Origin of the sequence: Polyangium sp. y55x31, from assembly GCF_029946505.1 — a bacterium.
GTDB lineage: Bacteria > Myxococcota_A > Polyangia > Polyangiales > Polyangiaceae > Polyangium.
Genome location: NZ_JARZHG010000019.1, coordinates 1 through 10,566 on the forward strand (window position 1 = coordinate 1; position 10,566 = coordinate 10,566).

Sequence of the window (10,566 nt, forward strand, 5' to 3'; positions counted from 1 at the left end):
GCCCGTACCACTCGGCGGCGCGCCGGGAGCGGCGCCGGCGGGCGTGCTCGGCGCGGGCGGAGGTGCGGCGAGCGGAGGCGCGGCGGGCTGCTGCGCGGGGGCCTGTGCGCTGCTCGTCGGAGGCGGCGCCGGCGGCACCTGCGCGTGCGCTGCGGGGCCCACCACGAGCACCGAGAGACCCAGCGCGGAGGCGGCCACGCACGCGAGGGAAGCGCGCGCTCGGCGAGCGGCGGGCGTCGCGCGAAGAAGCTCCGGATCCGGCAACGTGGGCATCGAAGACTGTCCTTTCGAAAGGAAGGGGCTCGTGGGCGAGGGAATCGAGGCCCTGCGGGCTGCGCTCGCTTTACGATAACGAAAAACGAGATGCACGTGGCGCGTCAAGCGTGCTCGCGCGGCCGATCGTGATCACTCGTAGGCATCCTCGGCCGGGCGGCTCGGCTTCGGCGCTGCGGGCTTGCTCGCCCCGCTCTTCGGCGCGGCTTTCGGCTTGTCCGCGGGGGCCGTGGTCGGGCTCGTGGCCGGCTTCGACGTGGTCTCCTTCGTGGCGGGCGCCTCCTTCGCGGCGGGCGGCTCTTCCACCGTCACGGCGGCGCTCGCCTTCGTGGGCGCCACCTCGTCCGCGGGCTTCGGCGCCTCCATCGGCGCGGCCTGGATCGGCGGCATCGGCAGCGACGCGGGCCTCGTCTCCGGCGGCGGCTCGGGCTTCTTCTCGGCCTTCTTTTCCTGCGTGTTCGTCGTGGGTTTGTCCGGCTGAACCGTCGGGGACGAACCCCCTTTCCTGAGGTAGACGAACGCGAACGCGACGGCCACGAGGCCGAGCAGCACGAGCACCACGTGCTCCTTCTTCGGCCCCTTCTTCGCGGGCACGATCGCCTTGCTCGTGCTCTCCTCGTGCTCCTTCGCCGGCGTCGCCTCTGCGGCGCGTGGGGTTGCCTTCGTCGACTTCTTCTCGGCCTTGCTCTCCGTCTTTTTCGTCTCGGGCGCAGGGCTCTTGCTCGTGTCGCCCGAGGTGTTCTTCGAGGCGGCCTTCGTGGGCTTTCGTGTCGCGGCAGCCGGGGCTATGCTCGAGGCGCTCGGGGCCTCCGTGGGTTTCGTTTCGGCGGAAGCGGCTGGCGCGGCTTTGGCCGGGCTGGCCGTCTGGGCCGGCTTCGAGACCGTCGTGGAGACCACTTGGGAACGCGCGGTGCGCGCTCGGTGCTCCTTGCGCTGGGCACGGGAAAGCTTTTTGCTCACGATCCGACGCTACCCGAAGCGGGTTCGATCAGGCAAAACCTCGGATCCAGGGCAGGAAAAGCAACCTGGTCCGCAAGTCCGTTCTCGGACGGCTTGACATGGCCCCTTCGCCGAGTATCCTCCGCGTCCCCCGATTCCGGGTAGACGAACCACCATGCCGACCATCAGCCAGCTCATCCGAAACGGCCGCGAAGCCGCTCGTTACAAGACGGCCTCTCCGGCGCTCAAGTCCTGCCCGCAGCGGCGTGGCGTGTGCGTCCGCGTGTACACCACGACGCCGAAGAAGCCGAACTCGGCCCTCCGCAAGGTGTGTCGCGTGCGCCTCACGAACCAGATGGAGGTCACGAGCTACATCCCGGGCGAGGGGCACAACCTGCAGGAGCACTCGGTCGTGCTCATCCGCGGGGGTCGCGTGAAGGATCTGCCGGGCGTTCGTTACCACGTCGTGCGTGGCACCCTCGACGCCTCGGGCGCCGCGGGGCCGAGCTCGACCAACAAGGCGACCCGCAACCGCAAGCGCTCGAAGTACGGCGTGAAGCGTCCGAAGAGCTGAGCGCTGCTCGCTCTCGACAGCCCCCGATCACAGTCCGCCAGAAGGAAGCACCATGCCTCGTCGACGTGAAGTTCCGAAGCGCAGAATCATTCCGGACCCGAAGTTCAAGGACAAGCTCGTCGCCAAGTTCACGAACTCGCTCATGTTGAGCGGGAAGAAGGCGACGGCGGAGAGCATCCTCTACGGAGCGTTCGACGTCATCCGCGACCGCTTCAAGGAGGAGCCCATCGAGGTCTTCCGGAAGGCGCTCGACAACGTCAAGCCGAAGCTCGAGGTGAAGAGCCGGCGCGTCGGCGGCGCGACGTACCAGGTTCCGGTCGAGGTTCGGCCGGAGCGTCGCGTGGCGCTGGCGATGCGGTGGCTCGTGACCTATTCGCGTTCGCGTGGCGAGAAGACGATGCGCGAGCGCCTCGCGGCGGAGCTCATCGACGCGGCGCAGAACCGTGGCAACGCCGTGAAGAAGAAGGACGACACGCACAAGATGGCGGAGGCGAACAAGGCCTTCGCGCATTACCGCTGGTGACAGCCGGCGCGTAGAGCGGTCGGACACGGCAGGAGATACGTCGAGCGAGATGGCGAAGGCGACATAAGGATCGGGTTACGTGCTCGAACATGGCGGCGCGAGGCGCGCCGCCAACGAACGTACCCCGACACCCTCTCCAGGTTCTCGAAGCGCGCCAAACGGAGGCGGGCAGGGCTGGAGAGGGTGTCGTGCGTTCGGGGTTCGAAGCGACGAACGGCGCGAGCGACGACGACGCAGACGAAAACGAGCAACCGAGACCGACGCCTCGACATCAGCAGAGACAAACCGACCGCAGGAGGAAGCAGTGGCCCGCGAATACAGCCTGGAGCGCACGAGAAACATCGGGATCATGGCCCACATCGATGCGGGCAAGACCACGGTGACCGAGCGCATCCTCTATTACACGGGCGTCAACTACAAGCTGGGCGAGGTCCACGAGGGCGCTGCGACCATGGACTGGATGGTCCAGGAGCAGGAGCGCGGGATCACGATCACGGCTGCGGCGACGAACTGCTTCTGGGAGCCGAAGGAAGGCCCGTTCGCGGGGATCCGGAACCGCATCAACATCATCGACACGCCCGGCCACGTGGACTTCACGATCGAGGTCGAGCGCAGCTTGCGCGTGCTCGACGGCGCGGTCGCGGTGTTCGACGGCGGCAACGGCGTCGAGCCGCAGAGCGAGACGGTCTGGCGTCAGGCGGACAAGTACCATGTCCCGCGCATCGCGTTCATCAACAAGATGGACAAGGTCGGCGCGGACTTCGACATGTGCGTCGACTCGATGAAGGACCGGCTCGGCACGAACGCGGTCGCGGTGCACTACCCGCTCGGCGCGGAGGACAAGTTCCGCGGCGTCATCGACATCGTGCGGATGCGCGCGGCCGTCTTCGACGACGAGACGAAGGGCGCCGAGTACAGGTGGGAAGCGATCCCCGCGGATCTCGAGGCGAAGTGCCAGGAGCTCCGCGAGCGCCTCGTCGAGGCGTGCGCGGACGCGAGCGACGCGGTGATGGAGAAGTTTGTCGCCGGCGACATCGCTTCGATCACCGAGGACGAGATCTACGCGGCGATCCGCGCGGGCACCTTGAGCTTCAAGCTCGTGCCGGTGCTCTGCGGCTCGGCGTTCAAGAACAAGGGCATCCAGCTCTTGCTCGACGCGGTGATCCAGTTCCTGCCGTCGCCGGTCGACATCCCGCCGGTGCAGGGCACGGATCCGGACAAGAAGGACAAGGTGGTGACGCGCAAGGCAGCGGACAACGAGCCGTTCGCCGCGCTCGCGTTCAAGGTGATGAACGATCCCTTCGGCCACCTCACGTACTTCCGGGTCTACTCGGGCACGGTCGAGAGCGGGTCGAGCGTCCTCAACTCGACGCGCGGCAAGCGCGAGCGTTTCGGGCGCATCCTGCGCATGCACGCGAACAAGCGTGAAGAGGTGAAGACCTGCTACGCCGGCAACATCTACGCGGCGGTTGGTCTACGCGACACGCGCACGGGTGACACGCTCTGCGAGGAGAAGCACCCGGTCGTCCTCGAGCGGATGGAGTTCCCGGACCCGGTCATCTCCATCGCGATCGAGCCGAAGACCAAGGCGGATCTCGACAAGCTCGGGGTGTCGCTGCAGAAGCTCATGTTCGAGGATCCGTCCTTCCGGACGTACACGAACGAAGAGACGGGGCAGACGATCATCGCCGGCATGGGCGAGCTGCACCTCGAGATCATCGTCGACCGCTTGAAGCGCGAGTTCAAGGTCGACGCCAACGTCGGCAAGCCCGAGGTCGCGTATCGCGAGACGGTGACGCACAAGGTCACCGACGTCGAGGGCCGGTTCGTCCGGCAGACCGGCGGGCATGGTCAATATGGTCACGTCGTGATCGATCTCGGCCCGGCGCCGCGCGGCGCAGGGTTCGTCTTCGTCAACGACATCACCGGCGGCATCATCCCCAAGGAGTTCATCCCCTCCGTGGAGAAGGGGATTCGAGACGCGCTCGGGCGCGGGGTGCTCGCTGGTTATCCGGTGGTGGACGTCGAGGTGCGGCTGCACTTCGGCAGCTACCACGAGGTCGACTCGTCGGGCCCCGCCTTCGAGGTGGCAGGCTCGATTGCGTTCCAGGAGGCGGCCAAGCGCGCGGGCCTCGTGCTCCTGGAGCCGGTCATGTCGGTCGAGGTGGTTTGCCCGGAGCAATACCTCGGCGACGTCATCGGCGACCTGAACAGCCGTCGCGGGCGGATTCTCGACATGGGGCAGCGGGGAAATGCACGCGTCGTGCGCGCAGAGGTTCCGCTCGCTTCGATGTTCGGCTACGCGACGGACGTGCGTTCGAAGACGCAGGGCCGCGCGACGCACACGATGCAGATTTCGAATTACGCACCAGTTCCGGTCGCGATCCAGGAAGAGATCGTCGCCAAGCAGCGAGGTTAGGCAATGGCCAAGGAGAAATTCACTCGAACGAAGCCCCACGTGAACGTCGGCACGATCGGCCACATCGATCACGGCAAGACGACGCTCACGGCGGCCATCGTCAAGGTCCAGTCCAAGCAGAAGCTTGCGAAAGAGATCAAGTACGCCGACATCGCCAAGGGCGGCACCGTTCGCGACGAGACCAAGACGGTGACGATCGCAGCCGCGCACGTGGAGTACGAGTCGCCGAAGCGCCACTACGCGCACGTCGACTGCCCCGGCCACGCTGACTACATCAAGAACATGATCACGGGCGCCGCGCAGATGGACGGCGCGATCCTCGTGGTCAGCGCGCTCGACAGCGTCATGCCGCAGACCCGCGAGCACGTGCTCCTCGCGCGCCAGGTCGGCCTGAACTACCTCGTCGTCTTCCTCAACAAGTGTGACGCGGTGGACGACCCGGAGATGCTGGACCTCGTCGAGATGGAGGTCCGCGAGCTCCTCAACAAGTACAACTTCAACGGCGACAACGCGCCCGTCATCCGTGGTGCTTCGCTCCCGGCGCTCCAGGGCGACCCGAAGTGGGAGGCGAAGATCGGCGAGCTGCTCGACGCGCTCGACTCCTACATCCCGGAGCCGGAGCGCGCGGTCGACAAGCCGTTCCTCATGGCGATCGAGGACGTGTTCTCGATCAAGGGCCGCGGCACGGTGGCCACGGGCCGTATCGAGCGCGGCGTGGTGAAGGTCGGCGAAGAGGTCGAGATCATCGGCTTCAAGGACACGCGCAAGACCGTCGTCACGGGCGTCGAGATGTTCCGGAAGCTGCTCGATCAGGGCATCGCCGGCGACAACGTCGGTTGCCTCCTGCGCGGCGTCGAGAAGGACGACATCGAGCGTGGTCAGGTCCTCGCGAAGCCGGGCTCGATCACCCCGCACACGCACTTCAAGGGCGAGGTGTACGTCCTGAAGAAGGAGGAGGGCGGCCGTCACACGCCGTTCTTCACGAACTACCGCCCGCAGTTCTACATCCGGACGACGGACGTGACGGGCACCGTCAAGCTCCCCGAGGGGGTCAAGATGGTGATGCCGGGCGACAACATCACGATGGACATCGAGCTCATCGCGCCGGTCGCGCTCGAGGAGCAGATGCGGTTCGCGATCCGCGAGGGTGGTAAGACCGTCGGCGCGGGCATCGTGACGAAGATCCTCAAGTAAGGGAAAAAGCAGCGTCATGGCCGACACCACGAAGATCCGGATCCGCCTCAAGGCGTTCGATCACCAGCTTCTCGACAAGTCGACGAGCGACATCGTCGAGACCGCGAAGCGAACGGGCGCGCACGTCGCGGGCCCCATTCCCCTGCCCACGGAGATCCGTCGCTACACGGTCCTCCGCGGCCCGCACGTCGACAAGAAGTCGCGCGAGCAGTTCGAGATCCGCACGCACAAGCGGCTCCTCGACATCATCGAGCCGACGCAGCAGACCCTCGACGCCCTGATGAAGCTCGATCTTTCGGCTGGCGTCGACGTCGAGATCAAGAGCTAGGAGCGCGCCATGAAAGTCAACGTCTACAACCTCAAGCGGGAGCAGGTCGGCGAGATCGACCTTTCGGACGAGGTCTTCGGCGCCGAGGTGAAGGAGCAGCTCTTCTACGAGGTCGTCAAGGCCCAGCTCGCCTCGCGGCGCGCCGGCACCAAGGCCACGAAGGAGCGCAGCGCGGTCGCAGGCTCGACGAAGAAGCTCTACCGCCAGAAGGGCACGGGCCGCGCTCGTCAGGGCTCGATCCGCGCTCCGCACCACTCGGGCGGCGGCGCCGCGCACGCGCTCGAGCCGCAGGACTGGTCGTACCGTCCGCCGCGCAAGGTGCGCATCGGCGCGCTGAAGAGCGCGCTCTCCCTGTACGCCAAGGAGGGTCGCCTCATCGTCCTCGACAGCCTCGAGCTGCCCGAGATCAAGACGAAGGCGATCGTCGACGCGCTCGGGGCCCTGCAGGCGGGCAAGAAGTCGCTCGTCGTCGACAGCGCCTCGAACGATAAGCTGGTGAAGTCGATCCGCAACCTCGACACGCACCAGTTCTTGCCGCCGGAGGGCGTCAACGTGTACGACCTCCTCCGCCACGACCACCTCGTCGTCTCGAAAGAGGCGGCCAAAGCGCTCGAAGCGCGCTGCCTTCGGTAGAGGAACACGCCATGCAGCCCGAGCACATCATTCGTCGGCCGATCATCCTCACCGAGAAGTCGAGCCGGCTCCGCGAGCAGAGCAACAAGGTCATCTTCGAAGTCCGCCGCGACGCGAACAAGATCCAGATCAAGGACGCGATCCAGGCGCTCTTCAAGGTCGGCGTGGTCGAAGTGAACACGCTCGTCATGCGCGGCAAGGACAAGCGCATGGGGCGCGGCTACGCCAAGCTGCACAACTGGAAGAAGGCGATCGTCACCCTCAAGCCGGGCGACCAGATCCAGTTCTTCGACGAGGAGAAGTCGGAGTAAGCCATGGGTATCAAGAACTTCAAGCCGACCTCTCCGGCGCGGCGCTACTACTCGGTCAGTGATTTCAAGGAAATCACCAAGGCCGAGCCTGAGCGCTCCCTCATCGAGAAGCAGACCTCGACGGGTGGGCGCAACAACTACGGCCGCATCACCTCGCGGTTCCGCGGCGGTGGCCACAAGCAGCGTTACCGGATCATCGACTTCCGGCGCGACAAGATCGGCATCCCCGCGACCGTCGCCGCCATCGAGTACGATCCGAACCGCACCGCGCGTATCGCCCTGCTCCACTACATCGACGGCGAGAAGCGCTACATCCTCGCCCCCGATGGCCTGGTCGTGGGCGCGAAGCTCGTCGCGAGCCGCAACGCCGACATCAAGCCCGGAAACAGCCTCACGCTGCGCCACATCCCGCCCGGCACCTCGATCCACAACATCGAGGTCAAGAAGGGCAAGGGCGGCCAGCTTGTGCGCTCGGCCGGCGTCGCCGCGCAGCTCATGGCCAAGGACGGCGAATACGCCCAGGTGCGCCTCCCGAGCGGCGAGATTCGCAAGGTGCATCTCGATTGCCGCGCCACGATCGGGCAGGTGTCGAACCCGGACCACGCGAACATCACCCTCGGCAAGGCGGGTCGTTCGCGATGGCTCGGCCGTCGTCCGCACAACCGCGGCGTCACCATGAACCCCGTCGATCACCCGATGGGCGGCGGCGAGGGCCGCTCCTCCGGCGGTCGTCACCCCTGCTCGCCGTGGGGGCAGCTCGCCAAGGGCCTCAAGACTCGCAACAACAAGCGGACCGACGGAATGATCATCCGCCGGCGCGGAAGCAAGGGTTGATTGAGCCATGCCGCGTAGCATCAAGAAGGGCCCCTTCGTCGACGGCCACCTGATGGAGAAGATCCAGACGGCGCAGGCCACGGGCGGCCCCAAGAAGGTCATCAAGACCTGGTCCCGCAGGTCGACCATCGTCCCCGACGCTGTGGGACTCACGTTCGCCGTGCACAACGGCCGCAAGTTCGTCCCCGTGTTCGTCACGGAGAACATGGTCGGCCACAAGCTCGGTGAGTTCGCCCCGACCCGCACCTTCCACGGCCACTCCGGCGACAAGAAGGCGAAGGTCGGCAAGGCCCCCGGCGGTCGCTGAGGGTTTTTCCAAGAGAGCCCGCGTCCTCGCTTCGGCGAGGGGCGGGCTCTTTTGCATTTCGAAGCCTCGCCGAAACCTGCGCCTGACCGAGCCGCGCATTCCACAGGCGCCGCGACTGAAACCCCATTCGCCTGTGCATCGACCGCATCGCGGTCGATGCATCAAAGGTCCAGGGCTGGCCCTGGTCCGGGTCGAGGGGCGGACAGCCCCTCGTCGGGTCCGGGGTGAAACCCCGGCGCTACGCCATGCCTCTCAGCGCGACTTGAGAGCTTCCAGTGTTTCCTTGAGCTTCGGGTCCTTGGACATCTTGCACGTCCGGCCCATCAGTATCACCCAGCCGAGCGCGCGACTGTCTCCCTCCGTGCGCGCCCTGTCGAGCAGCGCGGCCTTATCGGGACAGCTCTTCGCGGCCCAGAGGTCGAAGGCGATCCGCGTGGCTGGCGTCGCGCGCGCTCGAACGTCGTCCTGCTTCAGGAGCTCTACTGCGCGATCGGCCGCCTTCGAGCCCCCCTTGCTCGTCACGAGCGCGTAAAGCACGTCTGGCCCGCGTGTGCCCATCTTCGCGCTGATCACGTCGAAGACCTTGTCGGCCTCGGCGCCGCCCGAGAACGCTGCCTTCGACGCGAGCTCGACGATGTCGGCGCGCACGTCTGCGTCCTCGGGCGACTTCGGATCCGCGGCCACGAGCGACGTCAGCGTCGCTGCCGCCTCCTTCACCTTGCCTGCGCGCACCTCCTTCGAGAGCTGCACGCGGAGCTCGCGCGAGTTGCCGGCTGGCGCCTCTGTCTGCGGCGCGTCCTCGTCCTCGTCGGAAGACGCGGCTGCGGCGCCCGGATCCTTCGAGATGCTCGGGTTTGCCCGCGCCTCGTCGAGGTCCGGGAACGGGGACGTGCGGAGGGCGATGGCCAGCACGATCACGGCGACGATGCTGGCTGCGCCCGCGATGCAGAGCACGACGGGGCGGGGCAGGGACGCAGCGGGATCCGGGGCGCGACCGGGCGGCGAGCCGACGATGGTCATGACGTGGGGAGGAGGATAGCGGAGCTTGGGCCCGTGCGGTTCGCCATCTCAGAGGGGGTTACAGCGTCTCGCCGGGGTTTCACCCCGGACCCGACCAGGGGCTCTTCGCCCCTGGACCCGAACCAGGGCACAGCCCTGGACCTCAGGTGCATCGACCGCGATGCGGTCGATGTAAAGAGATTTTCAGAATGTCCCGCGGACGCCCAGGTGGGCCGGACCGACGACGAGCTCGGTGTGGGCGGCTTCGGGCTTCTTGTCCTTCTTCAGGCTCAGCACGAAGAGCGTCGCGCCTGCGGCCACGCCGACGGCGCCCACGATGAGGCCCACGTTCGCGACCGTCTGCTGCATCTTGCCCTTGTCGACGTCGCCTTGCCGATCCGCGGGACACGGGCCGCCGCAGGCCGCCTTGAGGTCGTCGTACGTCGCGTTCGACATCGACCCGAAGACCGCGAACGTCACGAAGCCTGCGACGCCGAGGCCGCCGGCGGCGAATGCGCCGATGCGCATCCCGGACATGCCCTTGCCGCCGCTCGTCTCGCTGCCGCCGCCGCTCCCGTCGCCGCTGCCGCCGTCGCCGCTGCCGCCGCCGCTGCTCGGGGCTGCGAAGCCGATCGACACCGTCCTCGACTCGCCTGCGGTCGTGGTGATCGACTGCGACGCGGCCGGCTTCGCGCCGGACTCGAGGCGGATGTCCACGCTCCCGGGCATCGCGGGGAAGGGTTTGCCCCAGCGATCCTGGGGCACCTCGACGCCGCCGACGGTCAGGCGTGCGCCGCTCTCGGGCGTCGTGACGTCGACGCTCACGAGCGTGATCTTCGTGTTGAGCTCGTCGCGCTCGACCTTCGCGGTCTCGCCCGTCTGCGCGTACTTTTCCCCGGCGGTCTGGGCCTCGGCTGCGACCTTCTCGAACTCGAGGTAGGCGTCGACGAGCTTGCCCATCTCCCGCAGACAGCGCGCCACGTAGAGGTGCGAGTTCGGGCTTTGCACCTTGGCGTACGAGGCGCGGAAGTCCTCGATGGCCTGCGCGTACTTGCCGGCTTTGAAGAGGGTCGAGGCGCTCTCGAACTTCTTCTTGGCTTCGGCGATGTCCGCTGCGGAGGGCGTCGCCGCTGCGGCTGGGGCTTGGGCGTGGGCGTCGCTCGGCCCGAGGACCGAGAGCGCGGGAAGGGCAACGAAGAGAGCTGCGATCGCGGTTGTTCTGGTTCGCACGG

Annotated in this window: 13 protein-coding genes; 9 read left to right on the forward strand and 4 right to left on the reverse strand. The window is 67.0% G+C overall.

Translation table 11 applies throughout. The annotated features are described in order from the left end of the window. A partial coding sequence (locus QHF84_RS28635; protein ID WP_281316620.1) for a hypothetical protein occupies window positions 1-273 on the reverse strand: 273 nt, incomplete at its 3' end. A gap of 132 nt (window positions 274-405) precedes the next feature. Further along, a complete protein-coding gene (locus QHF84_RS28640) occupies window positions 406-1,233 on the reverse strand; it encodes a hypothetical protein (RefSeq protein WP_281316621.1) in 828 nt (275 codons plus the stop codon). A 154-nt stretch (window positions 1,234-1,387) separates the two neighbouring features. Between QHF84_RS28640 and rpsL the strand changes: the two genes are divergently transcribed. The 9 genes from rpsL (at window position 1,388) to rpsS (ending at window position 8,335) form a co-directional block, all read left to right on the forward strand. After that, window positions 1,388-1,786, forward strand: coding sequence for a 30S ribosomal protein S12 (rpsL, locus tag QHF84_RS28645; protein WP_136932396.1), 399 nt, complete (start codon window positions 1,388-1,390; stop codon window positions 1,784-1,786). 52 nt (window positions 1,787-1,838) lie between these two features. After that, complete coding sequence (gene rpsG, locus QHF84_RS28650) at window positions 1,839-2,309, forward strand: 30S ribosomal protein S7 (protein ID WP_136932397.1); 471 nt, start codon at window positions 1,839-1,841, stop codon at window positions 2,307-2,309. 304 nt (window positions 2,310-2,613) lie between these two features. Continuing rightward, window positions 2,614-4,728, forward strand: a complete 2,115-nt coding sequence (gene fusA, locus QHF84_RS28655) for an elongation factor G (protein WP_281316622.1) — start codon at window positions 2,614-2,616, stop codon at window positions 4,726-4,728. A 3-nt stretch (window positions 4,729-4,731) separates the two neighbouring features. Beyond that, entirely contained in the window at window positions 4,732-5,922 is a 1,191-nt protein-coding gene (gene tuf, locus QHF84_RS28660; RefSeq protein ID WP_281314648.1) for an elongation factor Tu, read from the forward strand. A 16-nt stretch (window positions 5,923-5,938) separates the two neighbouring features. Continuing rightward, on the forward strand, window positions 5,939-6,250 hold the full coding sequence (gene rpsJ, locus QHF84_RS28665) for a 30S ribosomal protein S10 (protein ID WP_012233476.1): 312 nt from the start codon (window positions 5,939-5,941) through the stop codon (window positions 6,248-6,250). Between the two features lie 9 nt (window positions 6,251-6,259). Then, a complete protein-coding gene (gene rplD / locus QHF84_RS28670) occupies window positions 6,260-6,883 on the forward strand; it encodes a 50S ribosomal protein L4 (protein ID WP_281316623.1) in 624 nt (207 codons plus the stop codon). Between the two features lie 11 nt (window positions 6,884-6,894). Next, on the forward strand, window positions 6,895-7,194 hold the full coding sequence (locus tag QHF84_RS28675; RefSeq protein WP_272429075.1) for a 50S ribosomal protein L23: 300 nt from the start codon (window positions 6,895-6,897) through the stop codon (window positions 7,192-7,194). Window positions 7,195-7,197: 3 nt separating this feature from the next. Further along, on the forward strand, window positions 7,198-8,028 hold the full coding sequence (gene rplB, locus QHF84_RS28680; RefSeq protein WP_281316624.1) for a 50S ribosomal protein L2: 831 nt from the start codon (window positions 7,198-7,200) through the stop codon (window positions 8,026-8,028). A gap of 7 nt (window positions 8,029-8,035) precedes the next feature. After that, window positions 8,036-8,335, forward strand: a complete 300-nt coding sequence (gene rpsS, locus QHF84_RS28685; protein ID WP_136936256.1) for a 30S ribosomal protein S19 — start codon at window positions 8,036-8,038, stop codon at window positions 8,333-8,335. 252 nt (window positions 8,336-8,587) lie between these two features. Here the strand turns inward: rpsS and QHF84_RS28690 are convergent, their stop codons facing one another. Beyond that, window positions 8,588-9,355 (reverse strand): hypothetical protein, encoded by a 768-nt coding sequence (locus QHF84_RS28690; RefSeq protein WP_281316625.1) that lies wholly within the window; start codon window positions 9,353-9,355, stop codon window positions 8,588-8,590. Window positions 9,356-9,538: 183 nt separating this feature from the next. Continuing rightward, window positions 9,539-10,564, reverse strand: a complete 1,026-nt coding sequence (locus QHF84_RS28695) for a tetratricopeptide repeat protein (protein WP_281316626.1) — start codon at window positions 10,562-10,564, stop codon at window positions 9,539-9,541. Window positions 10,565-10,566 lie beyond the last annotated feature (2 nt).

Coding starts and splice junctions, on each gene's coding strand:
- rpsJ (WP_012233476.1), top strand. CDS start 5,939: ATGGCCGACACCACGAAGATCCGGATCCGCCTCAAGGCGTTCGATCAC.
- QHF84_RS28690 (WP_281316625.1), bottom strand. CDS start 9,355: ATGACCATCGTCGGCTCGCCGCCCGGTCGCGCCCCGGATCCCGCTGCG.
- QHF84_RS28675 (WP_272429075.1), top strand. CDS start 6,895: ATGCAGCCCGAGCACATCATTCGTCGGCCGATCATCCTCACCGAGAAG.
- rplD (WP_281316623.1), top strand. CDS start 6,260: ATGAAAGTCAACGTCTACAACCTCAAGCGGGAGCAGGTCGGCGAGATC.
- rpsS (WP_136936256.1), top strand. CDS start 8,036: ATGCCGCGTAGCATCAAGAAGGGCCCCTTCGTCGACGGCCACCTGATG.
- rplB (WP_281316624.1), top strand. CDS start 7,198: ATGGGTATCAAGAACTTCAAGCCGACCTCTCCGGCGCGGCGCTACTAC.
- tuf (WP_281314648.1), top strand. CDS start 4,732: ATGGCCAAGGAGAAATTCACTCGAACGAAGCCCCACGTGAACGTCGGC.
- rpsG (WP_136932397.1), top strand. CDS start 1,839: ATGCCTCGTCGACGTGAAGTTCCGAAGCGCAGAATCATTCCGGACCCG.
- rpsL (WP_136932396.1), top strand. CDS start 1,388: ATGCCGACCATCAGCCAGCTCATCCGAAACGGCCGCGAAGCCGCTCGT.